Consider the following 20,588-nt stretch of genomic DNA (forward strand, 5'->3'; position numbering starts at 1 on the left):
AAAAGCTTTTGGGGCTTTATTTAAATTGTAGACAAGTGAATTGATATACTTTTTTGAACTTTTACTTGACAGAGATCACAAACTGCATTGCAATCATCATTAAATCAAAAGCTAATACATAATTACATTTCAAGCTTTCTCCAAAAACGATTACTGAAAAGCAATAAAAGTCCCTATAATCGATGAATCAGGTGACAGCCTGAATATAGAATTTGTCAAAGACCTGCAAATAGAAAGGATAAAACTGCATAGAAAAAAAGCGATCGCCTATAAATAAAATTAATAGGCGATCGCTTTTTTATTGTTAGTTAAGTTAAATCAGAAATTAAATCGAAGTAACAATTACGAAACCAAGAACTCCGATAAAAATGACAAGGGCATAAAATTGCGCTTTGCCATTTTCAAAGTATTTCAAGCCTTCGCCAGTAACTACAGTCACAAAACCTGCAAGGTTAACCACACCATCAACGATTTTGGCATCTACCTCTAACACTTGACGTGCTAGACGGCGGGAGCCGATTACAAATACAGCTTCGTAAATTTCGTCAATGTACCATTTGTTTTTCGAGAGCTTGTAAAGAGGTTCGATAGATTTTGCGATCGCACTAGGATCGATCTTCTTTTGCATATACATCAAGATTGCCAAAGAAATTCCAATCAAACCAATACCAATTGAACTACCACCCATTATCAGGAATTCAGGAGTAAAACCTTCAACGGGAACTTCGGTGATTTTTTCCGATGGGGCATGGATAAAGTACTCGAAGTAATTGCCTAGAGGAGTACCAACTAGACCAATCAGCATCGAAGGAATTGCCAAAGCCATCAGAGGGAACGTCATCGTAATTGGCGATTCATGAGGCTTGCTGGCATGATGATGATCATGTCCTTCATCCGCTTTAGATTCTTTGCCAGCAGAATTTTCGGCTTTGACCATTGCTAGTAGTTTCTTATCAGTACCGCGAAAATCACCTTCAAAAGTAGTGAAGTACATACGGAACATATAGAAAGCAGTGATCCCCGCCGTCGCAAAACCAATCGCCCAGAGTGCAGGATTGGCTCTGAAAGTTGAAGCGAGAATCTCATCCTTTGACCAGAAACCAGCGAATGGAGGAATACCACTAATTGCCAGAGTCCCAATGAAAAAAGTGATTGCGGTAATTGGCATGTACTTGCGTAATCCACCCATTACGCGCATATCTTGAGCAACATCGGGATCATGTCCTACGACTTCTTCCATGCCGTGAATGACTGAACCAGAACCGAGGAACATCATCGCTTTGAAATAAGCGTGAGTCATTAGGTGAAATAAGCCTGCACTATAAGCACCTACTCCCATACCCATAACCATGTAGCCCAACTGGGATACAGTGGAATAGGCCAAACCTTTTTTGATGTCATTCTGGGTGATCGCGATGCTTGCGCCCAAAAATGCCGTAAATGCTCCTGTCCAAGCGATCATATTCATCACCGCTGGAATTTCTTCAAATACAGGGAACATCCGCGCAATTAGAAATACGCCAGCAGCAACCATCGTTGCTGCATGGATCAAAGCTGAAATCGGTGTAGGACCTTCCATTGCGTCAGGAAGCCATACATGCAGAGGGAATTGGGCAGATTTGGCGGCTGGCCCCATAAATACAAGAATTGCAAATAGGGTAGCGAGACCAACACTCAATGCTCCTGACTCAACTAATTCGCTGAGCCGTTCTCCCATTTCGGTGAATTCAAATGTACCCGTAGCCCAATAAAGACCAAGCAGACCCAGTAGTAACCCAAAGTCGCCGACACGGTTAGTTACGAAGGCTTTTTGGCAAGCATCGGCAGCCCCTTTGCGATCAAACCAAAAGCCAATCAGCAAGTAGGAACACATCCCCACTAGTTCCCAGAAAATATAAATCTGTACCAAGTTTGGGCTAACGACTAAGCCCAACATGGAGGATGTGAATAAACTCAGGTAAGCATAAAATCTTACATAGCTGGGATCATGCGCCATGTAGCCATCGGTGTAAATTTGCACCAAAAAGGCAACGGTGGTGACGATCACTAGCATAAGAGCAGTGAGGTGATCGATCACAAATCCCATGTTCAGATGAAAGCTACCTGCTTGTGCCCACTCAAAGGTGTAGAGATAAGGATCATGTCCTTGAATCTGACTCCAGAGTAGATTGATAGCCATCACCATTGCGCCGCCTGTGGCGGAGACGCTGAGGACAGACCAAAGCGATCGCAGTTTGTTGGTGGATTTGTTAAAGGTAATCAGTCCTGTGCCGATAATCAGTGCTGCGGCGAGTGGCAGCAGGGGAATCAGCCATGCGTATTGATATGCAAAGTCCATAGGTCGCGTTTGAACGCAAAGTTTATTGTAGAGATCCTTTTAATAAGTCAGTTTACTACAGGGCGATCAGGTACGATGTGTTAACCATGAGCATTGTTACTTAATTAAGCCAAGACTTTAGAAAAATTTAATCCTTGACCAGTCATTGCAATTCCGCTTAGGATTGAGTAAAGGCGGCGCATCGCGCCGCTTTTACTTTTTGAAGTTTAGAGATATTACCTTGACTACTGTTTCGCTATCACAACGCGCTATTCAAATTAAAGAGTCACAAATTCGCGAAGCTTCCCGCTATTGTGAAAAGTTTGGGGCAATTAACCTTGCTCAAGGGTTGCCCGATTTCCCTGCGCCAGAAGCGATCAAAGAATCCGCAAGAGCGGCTATCTCCCTAGATTTCAATCAATATGCTGATAGTTGGGGCTGGGACAAGTTGCGCGAGGCGATCGCTGAAAAAATGCAACGAGACAACCAAATCACCATCGATCCTGATAAGGAAGTCACCGTTTGTTGTGGTGCGACAGAAGGACTAAATATTGCCCTGATGACGCTGATCAATCAAGGCGATCGCGTTTTAATTTTTGAGCCATTTTACGAAAATTACATCCCTAATCTGGCGACTGTTGGCGGTATTCCTGAATTTATTACGCTGCAACCACCTCAATGGGAAATCACCCAAGAAATCCTTGAGCCTGCATTTAAGAAGGGAATTAAAGCTGTAATCATTAATAGTCCAGCCAATCCCACGGGCAAAGTCTGGACTCGGACAGAACTAGAACTCATCGCTAAGCTCTGCCAGCAGTATGATGTCTATGCAATTACCGATGAGATTTACGAATACATCATCTATGAAGGCGAACATATTAGCTTGATGAGTATTGAAGGAATGCGCGATCGCACGATTGTAGTGAATGGATTCTCGAAAACCTTTTGTATTACAGGCTGGCGGTTAGGCTATACAGTTGCAAATTCTGAGCTGACCGCAGCGATGCGACGGATTCATGACTTTATTACGATTTGCGCCCCTGCACCTTTGCAACATGCAGCCTTGACAGCTATGGAGTTTGGGCGCGAATATTTCACACAATTGGCACTAGATTACAAACGTAAACGAGATATGCTTTACCCAGCCTTGGTAGAGCTAGGTCTATCTCCTGTAATGCCTAGAGGCGCGTATTACATCTGGACTGATAGCTCCGCGATCGCGTTAGATGCAGAAAGTGCAGCCTTTCGCCTCGCCAAGGAAGCCTTAGTTGCGGCTGTCCCAGGCAGTTGCTTTATTCAACCTGATCGCGACAAGGTAAATGGTTTAAGATTCTGTTTTGCTAAAAAAGATAGCACGATTGAATCTGCGGTCGAAAACCTGCGCAAATTCGAGCTATAGCCTGAATATGAATTGATGAATTTAGCAAAACTTACGGCAGTTTGCGATCAAAAGAATTACAATGAATTTCTTAAAAGATTTATTGTTTCAGGTTTGAGGGCAAAGTGATGTAAGTCTTGCTAAATTCCATTTAATTGTGACATCAGGGAGTAAGGCTATGATTGAAAATGGGGAAGATAATGCGACAGCTAAAGCAATTAATCTGATGCATGATTATCCAGAGTTTATGAATTTACAAACTCTTGATATTTTATTGTTTCAAGGCTTACGAGCATCAATTGGCGACGATTTATTCTTTTCTGACTTAGTGACAACTTATCTTAATTCAGCCGAAAATATGATAGATGAAATTCAGGCTGCTTTTACTGACCAAGATGCTTGTAAATTTGCAATTGCTTCACATACTTTAAAATCGACTAGTGCTAGCATTGGAGCAGCTAGACTATCTCTAATCTGTAATTATTTAGAAAAAGGTAGCAAAACCAAAGAAATTACAGTTTCAGCTGATATTTTAATTCTTCTCAATAATGAATATAATGAGGTAATTAAAGTGATAAAAACCCTTATCCTTGAGTTTATGGCACAATGATCACAAATTAACTAGATTGCTAATCTATGCAAGTTCCTGCGATCGCGATCACGCCATTTTCTCAAAAACTTAAAGCTCCGTTTCTTAAACATCAGATCTCCATATTGCAGATCAATTTAGGTAAAATTTGTAATCTAACTTGCACTCACTGTCATGTCGAAGCCAGTCCAACACGAACGGAAGAGTTAACGCCAGAAGTTTGCCAACAGTTAATAGAAATCATTCATAGGTTTCCACAAATTCAGACAGTAGATCTAACAGGAGGCGCTCCAGAGATGCTGTATGGATTTCGTTCATTGGTTAAGGCGGCGAGAAAAATGGGCAAAGAAGTGATCGTCCGTTCTAATTTGACAATTTATTTTGAAAAAGGATACGGCGATATCCCTGACTTCTTTGTTCAAAATCAAGTGCGTGTTGTCGCTTCTATGCCTTGCTATCTTGAAGACAATGTGGACAAGATGCGTGGCAAAGGTGTATTTGATCAATCAATTCAGGCGTTGCAATGGCTAAATCGCCTTGGCTATGGTTCTAATCCCGATTTAATTTTAGATTTGGTATACAACCCACCGCTTCCCAATTCTAATAAATTTGCCCTTGCTCCCAATCAACAAGGTTTAGAAACAGCTTATAAGACCCATCTGCAAAAGCATTTTGGGATTGTGTTCCACAACTTATTTACAATCACTAATCTTCCCATTGGCAGAAGTAAATTTCATCTGCGTCATCGCAAATTAGAAGAAGAATATTCACAATTTTTAGAATCTCATTTTAATGCTGATACTCTTGATCGCTTAATGTGCCGCAATCAAATTTCGGTAGATTATCAAGGGAATATCTATGATTGTGATTTTAATCAAATGGAGAATTTGCCTGCGCGATCGCCTAATGGCGAATATTTGAACGTAGCAAAAGTTCTCGAACTAGACTCCTTAGATATCATCCAAAAAATTCAAACCGATGACTATTGCTACGGTTGTACAGCAGGAAGTGGCTCTAGTTGTGGTGGGGCATTACTATAACTGACCACAGTTGTGAATTGGTATTAAAAGGTCTATGAAAGTTTTTCCCGAAGATGAACACTTTCATAGACCATTTAATATAGACGGTGCTTTGCACTGCCTATATTAAATGGTTTGTAAATTTTCCATTGCCATTTGAGCGCAATAACGCATTTCGTCTGCTCTGCGCCAGAGTTCTTGTCCAGTGTGCAAATGGCGATCATCAAAATTTAAAGTGAAGTAGTTTAATTCTTCAATCCCATCACTGATTGCATTGAGACAGTGATAAAGGTAGCTAGCAATCCCTGCTGCGGAAGCTGGATTGGGAAACGCACGGAAGAAAATCTGCGCCTTGGCATAGGAACCACGACATTCATCAATATAGTCCTCGAAGTCTTCCATCAGCCCATCATCGTAGGGATCAGCAGCGAGATCGTCAATTTTCTCGTCTAGACTATCGAGAATTACTTCGAGCATTTCCGAGATTGGTTCGTAAACTTGCTTAAACCAGCGATCAAGCTTCTGATCTTCATTAAGATGGGTTTCCCGACTAGAAGATGATCGCTTGAATCCCTCATGAGATGAAGAGCCATTAGGGGTATGTTTAATGCCAAGACTGCGATCGTAATGGGCGCGAGATTGGGGATTACTAAGAACCTCGTAAGCGAGGTTGATGGAGGCAATATCATCGTGATTATCGAGATGATGATTGCAGTCGGGATGAAATTCTTTGACCAGCCCACGATAGGCAGTTTTGACTTCGGCAGGAGCAGCGTTGTAGCTAATTCTCAGAGTCTTGTAGTGATTTGCTTGTTGAATGCGATCGCTTGTCCTAGCCATGTCCTTGTGATTAATCTACGTTTGCAGTATTTTTTTATGTTTTTCATGCTGAAGTTTTCAAGCTTACGATATTCTCGAAACATTATTTTTAAGCAGCGCAAAACTTTTCTATTAAGCATTCTGTAGGGATATTCAGCCAGCGTCAACTACTTGACAAATAAAAAATAGAGCCAACGATTATTGTCAACTCTATAAACAAAACCCAAAAGAGATTTGCGATACGAAGCTATGCGAATCTCTTTTGGGCTTTATTTGTGTCAAGACTACAGCTATAACTGCAATTCCCATTATAAAAATTGGTTTTGAGGCAAGTCCGCCGACGGTAGAGTTGCCTCAAAACCAATTGTGGGATTTTCAACACCGCAGACGTTGAAAATCCCACAATTGGTTTCATAGCTAGAATTGTTGGATATTTAAGATAAATATTGCTAAAGTGCTCGCGTTTCTGCTACCATACCAAAGCATTAAATTTGCTGGTGTAGCTCAGTTGGTAGAGCAGCTGATTTGTAATCAGCAGGTCACGAGTTCGAGTCTCGTCCCCAGCTTAATTTTCATATCTAGAAACGCCTAAAAAGCCTTGCTATGCAAGGCTTTTTTAGTATGATGAAATTTCTGATTGTACCTAATTACACCTAATTAGACCTTATTGACCCCCATTTTTTAGTCTAGATTTAGTCATGAGCCAAAATGAGATCGACGGGCGGATCTCCCAAGCAAACGGGAGATTAAAAGCGGCAAGTGTTGGGGTAAGCATTGAAAGACAGGGAAACTGTTTATATTTACGGGGTACTTTTCCACCAAAGCCAAATTCGCAATTTAAAACAGCCCGACAGCAAAAATTCGCGTTGGGTGTCCATGCGAATCCTCTTGGGGTGAAATTAGCTGAAGCCGAAGCCCGAAAAGTTGGAGCCTTGATAGATTGCAAAGAATTTTCATGGTCACCATACTTAAAAGATGCAGTTAACTCTGTGACCTGCGGCGACTGGGTAGAAAAGTTTGAAAAAGATTACTTTGCAAAGCGCGATCGCAATCCCAAAACGCAAACCACATGGACTCGAAGCTACTGGGAAGTTTTAAAGCGATTGCCTTCTGATGAGGCATTATCCTCAGAAATTCTAAAAGATTTGATTCTGAGAACAAAGCCCGATTCTCGCAGTCGCCAAAATTATGCAATGGTTTGCAATTCTCTAGCCAAATTCGCCAATTTAGATGCAGATTTCTCTCTTTACAGTGGCAATTATTCGCCACGCAAAGCAACACCCAGAGATTTACCAACTGATGAGGCAATTCAAGAGGTTTATTACAAAATATCTAACCCTGACTGGCAATGGGTTTATGGAGTAATTGCCACTTACGGAATAAGACCTCACGAAGTTTTTTATCTAGATTTTGAAGATTTACCGATCGCAACCGTGACCGATGGCAAAACTGGCGCGAGACGTGTGTGGGCTTGTTACCCTGAATGGGTTGAAACCTTCCAAATAAAAAACGTTTGCTTACCATCAGTCACAGGTAAAGCAAACGTTAATTTAGGAGAGCGTGTGAGCAAGGCTTTTAAACGATATGGAGTACCATTTGCTCCTTATGATTTACGCCATTGCTGGGCTGTGAGATCGCTTGAGTTCGGGCTTGATATTTCATTAGCCGCGCAACAAATGGGACATAGTACAAAGGTGCATAGCGATTTGTATCACCATTGGATTAGCGATCGCCATCATCAAAAAGCATACGATTTGCTCATGCAGAGAGCAGATCGCCCCAAGCCACCAAATAGATAGGAAAGGTTCATACTTAAATCAAAAATGTATAGATATCTATCTGTACATTTTGAATTTTGCGATCGCCCAAAACCACCAAACATTTATATATTGCAATCACGCTTAATTATCCGTTCAAGCAGACCTTGCATATATTTCATTGATTCTTGAAAGCTATCAATCCTAGCCTCAACAATTTGCCGAACCATTTCAGTGGTTACAGATGAAGAATTAACCCTTTCTCCTAACGCCTCATTATTGGCTAAGGTGACCTGATGAATTGCGCTAAGTTTCTCGTTTTGAGCCGTTTGATGCTTCTCCACATTATCTAAACGATTATCAACACCAGTAAACTTATTGTCCAGTTCATTCTCTAAGTCTGAAAAGCGAGTGTTAATCCTTTCAAATTTAGTTTCTAGCCGATCGCGTTCTGAGCTAGCTGCCCAGCGTCTAAGGAGATTTACAAATTTGTCTAGCATAATGCCATCCCAAAAACTTTAAATATCATGGCGCTTCCTTATATCCCATAGGGATTTAGAATCGCGTTAAACCCTATCAGATCTAATTTTTTAGAAGTAGTAGGGGGAACCCATTGCCAGACCTCCACGAATAGCCCTTTGTGATACACAACAGGCTGAAATCTGAGATAGTAGCTACCCAAATCGGTTTGCATATCAAAATTCAACTGCTCATCAAAGCCAACAAAGAGCTTAACGCCCCTAACTCCACCCGTGAACTGTTGCCACAAGTCCCCAGCTTTTCGCCATTTGCGACGCTTTATATCGGTGACCTTAATAGCTATGTGAGCAGATGAAAGAAGGGAAGGAATAAGAATGGCATCAACGCGACCCACTCCAATATTGAAACTGGTCACGCTGACCCAACTCATTCCCATGCTCCTTCTTCTTCATCATCAAACTCGTCATACTCGCCACCAAGGGCATACTCGATCGCCGCCTCAAAAGAAACAGTTTCGAGTAAACCCGATCCTGCACGCTGAACCACACATTGAGAGCCGTCAAAGTCTACAGGCAAGGAGCCATTAAGAATCTCATGAAAGCCCTCATCCCAAGGGAGCATAATAAGGCGGCGCTCGATCATACGACGGTTGCCCAATCAGCAGCAGTAATAAGCCCTGCATATGTTCGGAATGTGTCAGGGATAGTATTTGAAGGATCGTAAAAAGTATTAGAGCTAACAGATGTAGCGCTAGCACCTTTACCACTTAGAGTCAACGATTGTACCCGTGGAGGTTTTGGAAAGCTTGCCCCAAATACTAGATCCTGTTCTGTTCCAGTAACTTCCTTAATACCCAGTGTTGCGAAATTAGCCCCAAGCTTTGCTTTTTGGCTTTTCTTCATACCCCAAGCATATTTGACCCCGTTGACTGTGACGTAAACAGGGATTTGAAATGTAGATCTTGATTTTCTGCCATTGGATTTTGCTTTGACAATATCCCAACCAGCCGCGATCGCCGCAGCAATAGCCGCTGGTGCGATAAAGCTGGAATTAGTACCAGTGGCAAAAGTTTTAGAAGCACGTTTGGGCTTTGGATGATTGGCTTTGAAAATCAGCCCAGTGACTGGAGTTGAAGCATCAAGGGTTTGATGCCCTAATATAGTGCCTTTAGATTCCTCTAGCGTGGTACGAAAACCATATTTATGGTCTGCGTATGGCGCTTCGAGCGGCACAAAAACTAATCGAGACATATTAATTATTTCCCGTGAATAAAAGGATTAAGGAACTGGAATACCTGCGAAATTAGAACTAAGCAGGGACAGCCGTTGTTTGAGCCTTGTTCAGAGGTGCACGGCTATTAAAGCTATAGGTCGAGGTGACATAGAAGCTATTAGCATCCGTATCAAAAGAGGGAACCCCAGAAACTGGTTGAGGATAGCTAGCAAGCTTAGTTGTATTAGCAGAATTCGCGTTAAAAGTATCTTGAGCATCGCTCGCAACATCAAGCAAAGCTGTCAAGAACTCTGCAACTTTTTCGTCAGTGAGTGAGATCGCAGATTCACCCATCAAGATAGATAGATCGATAGAAAGGACTGCCCCTGTCGCACTAAAAGCAGTCGATCCAATCGCGGTATTTAAATCAGAAAATTTGAGATCCATGAGAATTGCTGCACTGTATATAGTGTTGACATGACGAATTTAGCGCATTTGCAGGAAAAGTCAACACTATATACAGTTGCGAGTAACTTTAGAAAATGCTACGATCGTACCTATCAGTTTGTAGAGAACCCAATGGGTTCTTTCTTAGCACGCAAAATTTTCTAGACCTTTAGAAACCTTATGTAAATTATTGTAAAGATGATATTACGTGCATATCCACTGCTTAGCACACGAAGTAAACGCGCCATGCTCCGCACAGTTTGGCGATATGGCAGAGCGTACCAATACATCCCAAGAAGCAATCTTTTAATGAGGCTAAGTAGAGTACTGGGATTGAGCAAAAGCGACGCTTATAACTTGTTGATGACAGAAAGAGAATATTTGCTAAAGCAACAAAAATAATGGAATTACAACAGACTTATTCTCGGACACAGCAAATACTTTCAGCCTTTGCCGCTAATGATTCATCCATGAGAATCATTTACCAACCATCGGCAATTTCGCCCTATGACAGGGTGCAAACTCTGCGCTTTTATGGGTTTATTACTTCTCTACGAATGAAGGTAGACATCCAAAGTCTCAATGAGGCGGATTTACCAGATTTGGAGGCGGATGCGACAAGGCTAGAGCGATTGACTGCATTGCGAAATATGGAATGGCGATCGCCACGGAAACAGATCACTTTCTTTCTGAGAACGGCAAATGTCTCTTGGCAACCCATATTTGATATCAGCTTAATCAATCGCTTGCCATACTATGCCGTGAACCTGCTGCCATACCTGACAGACAACATTAGTTTTGATACATCAAATGATTGTCTGATTGGTGCGCAAATTACCAATGCGGGTTATGGACTTTTAGAGGGCGCTGATCGAGTAACTCTTTATGGTTCGGTTCGTGAAGAAATAACCACTTTGCCAACTGATGCAAAAGAAATTAGCTTTGCAACGCCTCACAGTTGGACGATAGATGATACCTCAAGCCTTATTCTTCCTGCTAATCCAAACCGCCAACAAGTGACCCTAGTTAATACCAGCTTGACGGATGAAGCCTTTATCAATTACGGGGGAATGGCTAGCCTTGGTCAAGGCATAACCCTTATGAGAGGCGGTGGCAGCTACGAGATAAATATGAGCAATTTGTATCGTGGGGCTATCTCTGCCATTTCTGCGAATCCACTTACACTGACGGGAATAGAGGCGGTCTAATGTTTGATTTAGATTCATGGGTTATGCCAGAAAATCGAGGCGATCGCCAAAAGGAGATTGAGGCGATCTACTTGCCTTACAAATGCGGCAAAATCGAAGCCGAATTAATCGCCATGAGATTTTTTAATCATCAAACAATCGCAAACACAATCATCATTCAACCTAATCCCATGAGGCTGCTATGAGAGGCGCTGCAAGAATTGGGGGAAGAGCCTTTCGCCCAGCTCCCTCAAGTGCTCCCAGAGATGAATTTAATCCGCTTGAGGCGCTCGATCTGGTTGGAGATTTGCCAGTAGCTCCAACTTTGGAGCCAATTAATGATGAATGGTCATGGTCGTTAGGCGCTGAACCAGCCGATCCGCGTGATTGCTCTCGCTATCCAGCTTCGCCCTATTGTGGCGAGATTCCAGCCTCTACAATTCCTTTTGGCTACGAGCCTGAGATAAAAACCAATGGGTGTGAGACTTGCCTTTATGTTTACCCCGTGATTTTGTGGCTAAAAGTCACACCCCAAGTAATTTGCCGTCGCGATCCAAATTGCGATGTACCAAAGCCAACACTTAATAAAGATGAGCTATCAAAACACGCCCCAAAGCCTTTTGATGAGAATGTTAGGGCAAGCGCATACAAATCGCCAGAATGTGCCGCAAGGGAGAGCATAACGAATTATTTTTACAATCGCCAGAACGAGCTGGCGATCGCGGCGCTAACTGGTGAAAACATCGGAGGGGATTCCTATGAGTTCAGAAACCAAAAAGTAGAGTATATGGGGACTAGAAACTTAACAGTTGGGACTGGGGAAATAGTTGATAGTGTTTCCTTAGAGCTGCATCTCGCTTATCCCATCTCTGTATATGATACAGGTGCATATATTTATCACTATATTGGGGATCTACAACAAAGGATAGACTTTGTAAGATCTGGCGAAAGGAGGCGAAAAGGGAGCAATGATGAATGGACAGTATTTGGTAATAGTGTAGATCTCAGGAACTGGAAGCCGATCCCATGTCCTGATAGACCTCGCCCCCCTAAGATTCTCCCCCCGCCGCCATTTGGGGGCGGTGGAGGTGGCTTTGGAGGTAGAAAAGACAAGGACAAAAAAAGAGGGAAAGATATGTGCTGTAATGATTGCGCTGATTCTAAAGAAAATACTGAGAAGCTATTAAGAGAACTCAAAGAGATTAAGAAAGTTCTTGGCACTGGGAAGCTTGAGAAAGCTCTAAATGCTGCTGTAGGTATAGGTGATGACAGCATTACTGCAATCGTGAATCTAATTGCAAAGAGATTAGGGACTAGCGCTTATCCCATAGAAGTACCACAGAGCCTTTTGCAGGGCTTGGGGGATGGGACACAGAAAATGGAATCTAATGCTGAGTTTTTGCACTGGCTAACCTATCAAATTGATAGCTTAGTGGGTCAATTTCCCGTTGATATAGATGTAAAAGATATTGATCCATTGAAAGAGGGAGAGCAAAAGAAAACGATTCAAATACCCAATATTGCTGAGGCGATCGCAGAAATGTACGCGCTAACGCTCAAGAGTTCTGTTAATCAAGAGGTTGAGTTAAACATGTTGCTACGTCTTGCCGCTGAAATAATTGCGACAAAAAATGCTTCTGTTGTAGCGCAGGATTACGCCCGTGCTAACGCGACGTTTTTGGGATACAAAGCTAATTACAAACCAAGGGAATTACAATACAATTTCGATTTTACTGGTGCAAGTTTAGACCCTAGATCGAAAGAGCCAATCGTATTAGAAAAGCTCTTGAAAACCGTGACTGGATATGTTCAGGGCTGGGAGATTGCCGACAAAGAAACCGTTGTGGGTTTCCTACAAAAATTGATGTTTTCGGCTGGAATTATCAAGGCTGTATTTTTCCGAGGTAAAGGACAGCAAAAAGAATTGAATCGCGAAATATCGGCAATGACAGCCGATGAGACGGCACAAGAAGAGAAATTTGAGGCATTTATCAAAGAGATAAATGATCCAAATTCTCGCTTTAATAAAAACGCTCAAGATAAGCCCGAAATAAAGGACGAAACCCCACCAGACACCAAGAAGGGAGGGGCAAAATGAGCGCACTTAAGATCGTCAAGCAAACACTATACAGCCGTGAAATTCGGAAGAAGCTGACCCCAAACAAAGGAATAAGAACTCTAGATCTCTCACATGCAATCACACGCCCTGATGAGAAAAACATCCTAGATAAGATTGGAGATTTCTTTAATAAATCTGGCTTAAATGGTTTCCTCTCAAGTGCTTTAAATATCTTGGGATGGGCTGGCGGTGGATTAGTTACGGGTATTTTCGGATGGCTACGTGACCGAACAGAACAAATAAAGTCCTTTAACTGGAATGCTTCAGACAAAGAATTAGAATCGCTAATGGAGAGCCAAAACGTTCGCATAGCATCGGCTTGGGGTTCGGCTTTGGGTAGCTCTTTTGGCTGGCTGGCTGGAATTGGGATTGGTTACGGTGTTTCCTTCCTATGTCCCGTCATCGGCGGGGCTGCCCTTGCGAAAACTGTCGCGGGTAATGTTGGCAAAGAGGCGATCGGAGAAATCACCAGAGGCATTAGCGGCGCGATAACTCAGACGGTTGGAGCTTTAGCTAATAACGCCTTGATTTCTGGCTACATCAATTACAGGAAGCTACTCAAATCAATCCCAAACAATGTCCTGACAAGCATTTATGGGCAAAGCACGGCTGCTTTTATTCAAAAAAACTGGGGTTCGGAAGGGCAGCCCGTCATATCTTTCAATTCTAAAATGGATGAATTTGTAGAAAACATCCAAAACAATAAGCTGAGAGCCTTTACTGAGGCATTCTTAGAAGAATCTTGGGACTCATTCACTGAGGCGGGAATGATCGTCGCGATGGAGATAGATGCAGCTTACTCACAGGCTAAACGAGCTAATGAGTCTACGCAGGGCAAAAAGCGCACAGTAAGGCTCACACCTGATAAGCGCCGCCAAGAAGAGCAATTGATTTTGAGTGCTACTACTAATGATTTGGAAGCAAGCACACTCGAAACCCTGAACAATTACAGATTAATTTCTAATCGTGATGTAGGTCAGATCGTTGGGATGCCCGCTGATGATTTTGTCAGTGCGAAACCATTACGCCGCCAATTACAAATTATTTTCAAGGCGAAAAAAGAGCCGCCTTGGAGAATGCCCAATGGGAAACAGGCTAAAAAATTCGAGGTGACCATACCCGATCCGATTATTGGCTTGACTTGGAGCAAAATAAAACTTGCTGCTAAACCCTATACATGGGGAAAATTCAGAGCTACTGCACATCTAGACAATGGTAGACAGATGGCTGTTTATGGCTCCTCTAAGAGTGAGGCTGAAAAAACTTTACGCAGGATGCTGACTTTATCCACGGCGAAACTTTTGAATCTCAACGTAACTGAAGAGGTAGAGAAGAAAAATATAGATTTAAAGAAAGATCCCACAGTTGCTTATCCAGCCTATGCAAACTTGCTAATTCGTAGAACTACTACAGGTGAAGGACGCAGCTTTACCGATGGCACGAAAGCCAGTGAGGATCGGATAAGAATCGATTTATGGACAAATGAAGCACCGCAAGGATTACCACCACTCAAATAATTATGCCAATTAGCAACCCTCTCCACTCTCCTCCAAATCTACTGATAGAGTCAACCGATCCGATCGCAACGCCCGATCGAGATCGCACTTTTTGGCTAAATGCTCTAACTAAAAAGCTTTGGATTGCGATCGCAACTAATTCGCCTGCGGATTGGGTTGCGATCGGCGCTGATATGCCCGTAATTGATGCAGCTACCATCCTGAATAAGATTTTGGTTCAGGACGGACAGGTACTGACCACAGAAGATCATGTAATTTTTGAGGATTGAATTGATATGGCCAGACACTCGAAATTGACAAATCCTGATGATTTGCACTATGCAAAAATTAGAACGTTTTCTGGGAATGTTGCTGATTTTGTGCCCGATTTTATCGATCAATTGATAGCAGCAACTGACACGAATAGAGTCTATCGAGCTACTGGGCTAGCCGCTGGTAACTTGGTTGAGCTTTTGCCCTCTGTTGATGGCGACGGCGGCAGCTCCAAAGTGAGATTCTTTAATGGAATTGCGATCGCCCCTGATAACCTTGAGCAATTGCTTATCGATACAACTACTAACCGTGTTTACCGTGCGATTGGGCTAGATGTTGGTGACTGGCTGGAATTGATTGGGGGTAGTGATGGACAGCCTCCAGCAATCTCAATGGGTGGAGGCGCTCCAAATATTGTCCCTGTAAAAATTGGACAGCTATATTTTGATTTTATTTCACGGATTCAGTGGGTATCTGTTCGTGAGGGCGCGCTCAATGGCTGGGTAGAGTTCAGCCCAATTCCTCAAAAATTATTTGCCTCATCTAGCAATAGTTCCAGTCAAACTATTAGCCAATATTTCAGGGTTTTCTATGCAGATATAACCGATCCTGCTGATATCGAGGCGGGGGATTTTACCTTTACAGAGAAGCTGGGAGAGGTTTTCATCTCTGGGCAAACAGAAATAAGCGATCTGGTTTTTCCGAAAGGCAGAGGCGCGATCGCACTGGTTCCACAGATTGAAGCTATATATCCTAATTTAATTCAGCTAGACGCTGAAGAATTTTATACAGGTAGCAATTACGGGTCTCTATTTGTGATCCGAGAAACACCTTTCAGCCTTTTTGCTAATGATGGTGATGGAGATTTCGCGATCGGCAAAAAATATCTATGGTTGTCAAGCTACTGGTGGGATACTACGGGCGGCTTCACAGGCGAAATTAAATTTGATATGCGAATAAATATTAGTGATGCACCATAAAAAAGGAGCCAGTCAAATTGACTGGCTCCTTTTTTATGCGATCGCTTATTCATTTGGCTCAATATGGGCTGTAATGGCTTGCCACTTTTCAGATTGATGTAAATTCTCAAGATTATGGCGATCGCTAATTTGGCGATCGCCATAATCTTTTATATTGGCTCACTATTTCTCTCAGTTAGTACGGCAGTTCTTGAAAGTATTTCTTGCATCTGCTCAAATGTCATACTCATTTGCTTATTCTCCTTGGTTAGCCAACCACGCCTTAAACTCATTGTATTTCCCCCACCTTGCCGAAGTCGTAGAAAATTCGCCTCGATGCTGCGGCAATGTTCCCCATGTGGCGCGTTGCGCCGCCTCAAACTGTTCTAATTTTTCGAGCAGTTCATCGCTAGACTTTTCAGGATTTTGGACAATGCTTAGAGATGGCTTACCAGTAATTGCGGTTAACTCTCTCTCTACATTTCCCCAATCAATACACATATTTTCTAAGTCTGTGGTTTTGACTTTACCCGAATTAATGGCAGTCGATAGACTTCTAAAAAGTGAGTGTAAAGACTCAGGTAATCTAATAGCTTTTGCCTCTCCTAAATTGTCCCAAAGTTTTTTGAAGTTGGGATTGCCGTTAGGGTTAGGCGGCGTTTTGCGCTTTAGTTCCATAGAGGGTTTTAATAATGTAATGCTATTGACTTTAAATCCATATCGCTAGAAAGTCAATAGCATTACGCTATTGATTAAATACTCACAGAACAAAGAGACAGCCTAAGTATTGTCAAATCAAGGATGAATTACAAAGGAAATTAAGTGGTGATCGCCCCACACCACCCACAAAACCCGATCGCCTTTTCCCTCAAATCAAACAGCGATCGCCTCTCACCACCCACAAACCCGATCGCCTATTCCCTAAAATCAAACAGCGATCGCCTCTCACCACCCAAAATCACGATCGCCTAATCCCCCAACATCAAACAGAGATCGCACCCTCACTACTCATAAACCCGATCGCCTATTCCTTCAAATCAAACAGAGATCAGGGAATAGCAGCATACTATGCTCTTTGGGACTATCGTGAATTCATCCTAAGTTTTTAATGATAAATATTGCAATTGTTCTAGATCATCATTATTTTAATAGCAACACTATTTTTTGTGGTATATGCTTGTTGTTAAGGTGTTACTATGAGAAATCTTGAAAAAAATTGAGGATGGGAATGATTTCTGGGTTGTACAGCACGGTTTTGCAACTTACATCATCGGCATCAATACTGCCGACTACTGATCGTGCAAGAATTTTGAACGATTTTGCTCACAATTTTGGGTGGACTCCAAGTGATATTTTAGAAATCCCCTCAACGAATGAATTTGCAAATGCTCATTTAATAATCGAACATGGTCTGGAAAATCAAGCTGTTATAACTTTTCTTCAAAGAAGATATTCGGAGCTTAGTTATGAAGAGAGAAAACGTTTACTCAACATATCCTATAACAATTTAGTTGATTGGCATATTCAGATCGAGTCTGACCAAATTTCGTATATTTTTAACCGTTGCGATCCAGAGAAAATTGTAGAAACTCGTCGTATTTCTCATGATGATTTAGATAATTTGAGAAGTAAAGCATTTGAGCAAATTTCAGGAAAGAGACAAAACCCGAATCTTCCTGCTCTAGATGATGCCCTAATCGATACAATTTCATTTTGGAAGCGCAATTTATATTCTGAGATGGGAAACTCAATCTCTAATAGAGAGTTGTCTGCTCTGTTTAATGCAATTATATTTACTAGAGCGGTTGAAGATAATTTTCGTCGTCTTCACCCATTTAGGGCTGAGGAGTTTTCAAATTCGCAAGCTTTGTTTGAGAACGTTATTCAATCTAGAGGTGAACAATTAACAATTCGCAAAGCAATTTTTAGAACTCTCAAATATTTTTATCAAAAAGAAATACCAGCATATCTAATAGATGAATCTTTACTTAGTGCTTTTGATAGTTTAGATGGACAAACCCTAGAAGTCCTTGTAAGAGATTTTTATAGAATCAAATACGCAAAGCCATATAAATATGACTTCTCTCTCATATCCAAACATGCTCTGAGTCGTATTTATGAAAGATATACTAGTCTTTTAAGATTTACAGAAAATGATGTCGATCAGCTTAGTTTCTTTCCACCTTTACCAGAAGAAATACCAAACAAAGCTCATGGTAGTGTTTATACGCCTCAATTTATAGCAGGTTTTTTTGCAAGATATCTACGTGAGCAAATGCCACCGATGGAGTTTAAGAGGTTGCGTACATTGGAACCTGCTATCGGTTCTGGTATTTTTTTGAGAACACTTTTGGAGATTCAATGTGATCCTACCCAAGGTGGCATAACAACTGAATTTATCGAAACAGCATTTAGCAATGTAACTGGTCTAGATATTGATCCTAATGCATGTCATTCAGCTCTCTTATCACTTTCTTTGCTCCATTTAGTTCTTACAGATAAATTACCATCTAATCTTGAAATAAAAGTGGAGGAAGCTATTAAGTATACTCAAGACCATCCAGAATTAAAAAATAGTTTTGGTGCTGTTATTGCTAATCCACCATTTGTATCATTGGGAGATCAAAATGAAGCAACAAGAGCGAGAGTTGCTGATTTTATGGGAACTGCTTCTCAGGGAAAAGTAGATTTATCTTTAGCTTTCTTAAAGATAGCGATAGAATCCTTGAAACCTGGTGGATATGGTCTATTTGTTTTACCCCATAAATTCCTTTTGTCAAAAAGTGATTCTGGAATTCGCAACCTTATTTCTCAAACAGCTTGGATTCGTTGTTTAGTAGATCTTTCCGCTGTTCAAGTTTTCGGGGATGTCAATACTTATGTTATTCTTCTGATTTTCCAGAAACGCTATAGTTTTGATCAAGCTCAAGCACCTATTGCTACTATTGCTCAATGTCAAGAATTATTGGGGAAAGCGTTACAAGATATAGTCGAAGGTCGTCAGTCAGAAACCAAATTTTACAATATTTTTAATGTGACTCAAGATGTTTTTGAATCTGATGAATGGATAATACAGACTCCTAAAACTGCTAGTATCGAACGCAAATTAAAATTACTCCCAACTATTGGTAAGTTTATGAATATTCGAGTAGGCGTTCAAACTGGTAGTAACAAGGTATTTATAGTTCCAAGAAGGCAAGTACCAAAAGGAGAAGATAGTATTTTTATTCCATTCCTTTCAGATCGTGAAATGGAATCTTATACTACTCCTAAACAGACAGAAAGTTATTTGTTTTATCCATATGCTGAAGGTGAAAAGCTTAATGAAGATGATCTTAAACTAAGATATCCAAAAACATGGGAGTACTTATTACAACATAAAGTAAAGTTAGAGACTCGTACCGCAGTGCGAAACAATCAAATTCTTTGGTGGGAATTAGAAAGATCTCGATTTGAATATTTACAGCAAGCAAAAATTGTTAGTCCACACTTAGCGATTATGCCTAGATTCTCAATTGATAGTGAGGGTAAATTTGCTGTTGTTCGTTCTCCAGTGATTTTTCCTAAGGAGCGCAATGTTGAAAGTGAGCTACTGCGCTACTTTGCTGCTGTCTTAAATTCGAGTGTTTGCTATCGTTACATATCCGAACATTCTCATAAATATGGCAGTGGGTATTCTATGTTAGAACCTAAAAGCTTGCTTAAGACTCCTGTTCCAGATCCAACAAAAGTACATTCCTCTACCATGCACAACTTGCTACTTCTCGTTGATAAACGTCTCCTTGCTTCAGGCTCTGAAATTATAGATATCGAGACCGAAATTGACCATATTGTAGCCGATTTATACGGATTTAGTGAGGAAGAACTGGCTATATATGGCACATCAAGATAAGCGAATTTTAATTAATAATAAAACACTGCGAAATAGACATAAAGTCGTAAAGTCGTTACTTAGACCTCTTGCCTTAAACTTCCAAAAATTAGTTGTATCACCTTATGGTCGTAGTACAACGGAATATATAGTCGTGGCAAAAGATAATATATCAAAGTCTGATGCTCGTTACGATGAGATGAGATTTAGGACTATTGGTGAATTACGTGCTATGTATTACGAAAGATGGTTCAAAATTCCTCAGAATAGAGAAGAATTATTCTATCTAGATAGAGCATATCTTCATTTTTATACGATTGAAACATCTAAATCTGAAGAGAAAGAGTTTGCGCTTCTCCATTGTGATCCAAATGAACCAGATAACGCTGCTCATGCAAAATACAAGCAAAGTTTGCATCTACATATAGAATGTTCAGATTCGTCTTGCTATCCACATTGTCATATTTGGCCACATGCACACATTGCTTTAAATACAGGCTATCTTAACCATGTGCTTAAAGATATAGATTCTCTAACACAAGCTGTAAAAGAAGCGATATATATGCTCAAGGAAGAGGTATTAGACCCACTCAGTAAACATACATAATCGCCAATGCCCTTGCTATGCACGAAAAACTGATGCTCTATGGCATCCGCTATCGTCC

At 41.3% G+C, this 20,588-nt stretch carries 21 protein-coding genes and 1 tRNA gene; 14 read left to right on the forward strand and 8 right to left on the reverse strand.

The window, feature by feature from the left end; translation table 11 throughout:
- Positions 1-325 precede the first annotated feature (325 nt).
- Positions 326-2,338, reverse strand: a complete 2,013-nt coding sequence (locus CQ839_RS00935) for an NAD(P)H-quinone oxidoreductase subunit 5 (RefSeq protein ID WP_103666401.1) — start codon at positions 2,336-2,338, stop codon at positions 326-328.
- Between the two features lie 220 nt (positions 2,339-2,558).
- Here CQ839_RS00935 and CQ839_RS00940 point away from each other — a divergent pair, with 220 nt between their 5' ends.
- The 3 genes from CQ839_RS00940 to arsS all read left to right on the forward strand — a co-directional run bounded on the left by CQ839_RS00940 (position 2,559) and on the right by arsS (position 5,324).
- Positions 2,559-3,716, forward strand: coding sequence for a pyridoxal phosphate-dependent aminotransferase (locus CQ839_RS00940; protein WP_103666687.1), 1,158 nt, complete (start codon positions 2,559-2,561; stop codon positions 3,714-3,716).
- A gap of 157 nt (positions 3,717-3,873) precedes the next feature.
- A complete protein-coding gene (locus tag CQ839_RS00945; protein WP_103666402.1) occupies positions 3,874-4,305 on the forward strand; it encodes an Hpt domain-containing protein in 432 nt (143 codons plus the stop codon).
- Positions 4,306-4,331: 26 nt separating this feature from the next.
- A complete protein-coding gene (arsS, locus tag CQ839_RS00950) occupies positions 4,332-5,324 on the forward strand; it encodes an arsenosugar biosynthesis radical SAM (seleno)protein ArsS (protein WP_103666403.1) in 993 nt (330 codons plus the stop codon).
- Positions 5,325-5,429: 105 nt separating this feature from the next.
- On the opposite strand, the gene CQ839_RS00955 is transcribed toward arsS, so the two are convergent.
- Entirely contained in the window at positions 5,430-6,143 is a 714-nt protein-coding gene (locus tag CQ839_RS00955) for a J domain-containing protein (protein WP_103666404.1), read from the reverse strand.
- A 472-nt stretch (positions 6,144-6,615) separates the two neighbouring features.
- On the opposite strand from CQ839_RS00955, the gene CQ839_RS00960 reads away from it, so the two are divergent.
- Both CQ839_RS00960 and CQ839_RS00965 read left to right on the forward strand, forming a co-directional pair.
- Positions 6,616-6,688, forward strand: a tRNA-Thr gene (locus CQ839_RS00960).
- A gap of 132 nt (positions 6,689-6,820) precedes the next feature.
- The gene (locus tag CQ839_RS00965; RefSeq protein ID WP_103666405.1) at positions 6,821-7,921 is read left to right on the forward strand and encodes an integrase; all 1,101 of its coding nucleotides are present in this window, start codon (positions 6,821-6,823) and stop codon (positions 7,919-7,921) included.
- 83 nt (positions 7,922-8,004) lie between these two features.
- Here CQ839_RS00965 and CQ839_RS00970 read toward each other — a convergent pair whose 3' ends face one another.
- Genes CQ839_RS00970 through CQ839_RS00990 form a run of 5 tightly spaced genes read right to left on the reverse strand, consistent with a single transcriptional unit; the run spans position 8,005 to position 10,018 of the window.
- Complete coding sequence (locus CQ839_RS00970; protein WP_103666406.1) at positions 8,005-8,379, reverse strand: hypothetical protein; 375 nt, start codon at positions 8,377-8,379, stop codon at positions 8,005-8,007.
- A gap of 38 nt (positions 8,380-8,417) precedes the next feature.
- Positions 8,418-8,789, reverse strand: coding sequence for a hypothetical protein (locus tag CQ839_RS00975; RefSeq protein ID WP_103666407.1), 372 nt, complete (start codon positions 8,787-8,789; stop codon positions 8,418-8,420).
- Positions 8,786-9,001 carry a hypothetical protein gene (locus CQ839_RS00980; protein ID WP_103666408.1) on the reverse strand — a complete coding sequence of 72 codons (216 nt, stop codon included), beginning with the start codon at positions 8,999-9,001 and terminating at the stop codon, positions 8,786-8,788. The genes CQ839_RS00975 and CQ839_RS00980 overlap by 4 nt, the downstream gene beginning before the upstream one ends.
- Entirely contained in the window at positions 8,998-9,609 is a 612-nt protein-coding gene (locus CQ839_RS00985; RefSeq protein ID WP_103666409.1) for a hypothetical protein, read from the reverse strand. The genes CQ839_RS00980 and CQ839_RS00985 overlap by 4 nt, the downstream gene beginning before the upstream one ends.
- 58 nt (positions 9,610-9,667) lie before the next feature.
- The gene (locus CQ839_RS00990) at positions 9,668-10,018 is read right to left on the reverse strand and encodes a hypothetical protein (RefSeq protein WP_103666410.1); all 351 of its coding nucleotides are present in this window, start codon (positions 10,016-10,018) and stop codon (positions 9,668-9,670) included.
- A 401-nt stretch (positions 10,019-10,419) separates the two neighbouring features.
- On the opposite strand from CQ839_RS00990, the gene CQ839_RS01000 reads away from it, so the two are divergent.
- From CQ839_RS01000 to CQ839_RS01025, 6 genes are read left to right on the forward strand one after another with little or no spacing between them, the layout of a single operon-like run.
- Entirely contained in the window at positions 10,420-11,226 is an 807-nt protein-coding gene (locus CQ839_RS01000) for a hypothetical protein (RefSeq protein WP_103666412.1), read from the forward strand.
- Positions 11,226-11,411: a hypothetical protein gene (locus CQ839_RS01005; RefSeq protein ID WP_103666413.1), complete on the forward strand. Its 186-nt coding sequence runs from the start codon at positions 11,226-11,228 to the stop codon at positions 11,409-11,411. Before CQ839_RS01000 ends, CQ839_RS01005 begins: the two co-directional genes overlap by 1 nt.
- A complete protein-coding gene (locus CQ839_RS01010) occupies positions 11,408-13,303 on the forward strand; it encodes a hypothetical protein (RefSeq protein ID WP_103666414.1) in 1,896 nt (631 codons plus the stop codon). Before CQ839_RS01005 ends, CQ839_RS01010 begins: the two co-directional genes overlap by 4 nt.
- Positions 13,300-14,841, forward strand: a complete 1,542-nt coding sequence (locus CQ839_RS01015) for a hypothetical protein (RefSeq protein ID WP_103666415.1) — start codon at positions 13,300-13,302, stop codon at positions 14,839-14,841. Before CQ839_RS01010 ends, CQ839_RS01015 begins: the two co-directional genes overlap by 4 nt.
- Before the next feature lie 2 nt (positions 14,842-14,843).
- Entirely contained in the window at positions 14,844-15,110 is a 267-nt protein-coding gene (locus CQ839_RS01020; RefSeq protein WP_103666416.1) for a hypothetical protein, read from the forward strand.
- 6 nt (positions 15,111-15,116) lie between these two features.
- Entirely contained in the window at positions 15,117-16,073 is a 957-nt protein-coding gene (locus CQ839_RS01025; RefSeq protein ID WP_103666417.1) for a hypothetical protein, read from the forward strand.
- A gap of 234 nt (positions 16,074-16,307) precedes the next feature.
- Here CQ839_RS01025 and CQ839_RS01030 read toward each other — a convergent pair whose 3' ends face one another.
- Positions 16,308-16,730: a hypothetical protein gene (locus CQ839_RS01030; RefSeq protein WP_103666418.1), complete on the reverse strand. Its 423-nt coding sequence runs from the start codon at positions 16,728-16,730 to the stop codon at positions 16,308-16,310.
- A gap of 144 nt (positions 16,731-16,874) precedes the next feature.
- On the opposite strand from CQ839_RS01030, the gene CQ839_RS24925 reads away from it, so the two are divergent.
- The 3 genes from CQ839_RS24925 to CQ839_RS01040 all read left to right on the forward strand — a co-directional run bounded on the left by CQ839_RS24925 (position 16,875) and on the right by CQ839_RS01040 (position 20,530).
- Positions 16,875-17,024: a hypothetical protein gene (locus CQ839_RS24925; RefSeq protein WP_181016044.1), complete on the forward strand. Its 150-nt coding sequence runs from the start codon at positions 16,875-16,877 to the stop codon at positions 17,022-17,024.
- 250 nt (positions 17,025-17,274) lie between these two features.
- Positions 17,275-19,944, forward strand: a complete 2,670-nt coding sequence (locus CQ839_RS01035; RefSeq protein WP_103666419.1) for an Eco57I restriction-modification methylase domain-containing protein — start codon at positions 17,275-17,277, stop codon at positions 19,942-19,944.
- The gene (locus tag CQ839_RS01040) at positions 19,928-20,530 is read left to right on the forward strand and encodes a hypothetical protein (protein WP_103666420.1); all 603 of its coding nucleotides are present in this window, start codon (positions 19,928-19,930) and stop codon (positions 20,528-20,530) included. The genes CQ839_RS01035 and CQ839_RS01040 overlap by 17 nt, the downstream gene beginning before the upstream one ends.
- Positions 20,531-20,588 lie beyond the last annotated feature (58 nt).

The sequence above is a fragment of the Pseudanabaena sp. BC1403 genome (assembly GCF_002914585.1).
GTDB lineage: Bacteria > Cyanobacteriota > Cyanobacteriia > Pseudanabaenales > Pseudanabaenaceae > Pseudanabaena.

Coding starts and splice junctions, on each gene's coding strand:
- CQ839_RS00975 (WP_103666407.1), bottom strand. CDS start 8,789: ATGAGTTGGGTCAGCGTGACCAGTTTCAATATTGGAGTGGGTCGCGTT.
- arsS (WP_103666403.1), top strand. CDS start 4,332: ATGCAAGTTCCTGCGATCGCGATCACGCCATTTTCTCAAAAACTTAAA.
- CQ839_RS01020 (WP_103666416.1), top strand. CDS start 14,844: ATGCCAATTAGCAACCCTCTCCACTCTCCTCCAAATCTACTGATAGAG.
- CQ839_RS01030 (WP_103666418.1), bottom strand. CDS start 16,730: ATGGAACTAAAGCGCAAAACGCCGCCTAACCCTAACGGCAATCCCAAC.
- CQ839_RS00955 (WP_103666404.1), bottom strand. CDS start 6,143: ATGGCTAGGACAAGCGATCGCATTCAACAAGCAAATCACTACAAGACT.
- CQ839_RS01000 (WP_103666412.1), top strand. CDS start 10,420: ATGGAATTACAACAGACTTATTCTCGGACACAGCAAATACTTTCAGCC.
- CQ839_RS00965 (WP_103666405.1), top strand. CDS start 6,821: ATGAGCCAAAATGAGATCGACGGGCGGATCTCCCAAGCAAACGGGAGA.
- CQ839_RS00945 (WP_103666402.1), top strand. CDS start 3,874: ATGATTGAAAATGGGGAAGATAATGCGACAGCTAAAGCAATTAATCTG.
- CQ839_RS01025 (WP_103666417.1), top strand. CDS start 15,117: ATGGCCAGACACTCGAAATTGACAAATCCTGATGATTTGCACTATGCA.
- CQ839_RS01035 (WP_103666419.1), top strand. CDS start 17,275: ATGGGAATGATTTCTGGGTTGTACAGCACGGTTTTGCAACTTACATCA.
- CQ839_RS00935 (WP_103666401.1), bottom strand. CDS start 2,338: ATGGACTTTGCATATCAATACGCATGGCTGATTCCCCTGCTGCCACTC.
- CQ839_RS01040 (WP_103666420.1), top strand. CDS start 19,928: ATGGCACATCAAGATAAGCGAATTTTAATTAATAATAAAACACTGCGA.
- CQ839_RS00980 (WP_103666408.1), bottom strand. CDS start 9,001: ATGATCGAGCGCCGCCTTATTATGCTCCCTTGGGATGAGGGCTTTCAT.
- CQ839_RS01005 (WP_103666413.1), top strand. CDS start 11,226: ATGTTTGATTTAGATTCATGGGTTATGCCAGAAAATCGAGGCGATCGC.
- CQ839_RS00970 (WP_103666406.1), bottom strand. CDS start 8,379: ATGCTAGACAAATTTGTAAATCTCCTTAGACGCTGGGCAGCTAGCTCA.
- CQ839_RS00990 (WP_103666410.1), bottom strand. CDS start 10,018: ATGGATCTCAAATTTTCTGATTTAAATACCGCGATTGGATCGACTGCT.
- CQ839_RS01010 (WP_103666414.1), top strand. CDS start 11,408: ATGAGAGGCGCTGCAAGAATTGGGGGAAGAGCCTTTCGCCCAGCTCCC.
- CQ839_RS00985 (WP_103666409.1), bottom strand. CDS start 9,609: ATGTCTCGATTAGTTTTTGTGCCGCTCGAAGCGCCATACGCAGACCAT.
- CQ839_RS01015 (WP_103666415.1), top strand. CDS start 13,300: ATGAGCGCACTTAAGATCGTCAAGCAAACACTATACAGCCGTGAAATT.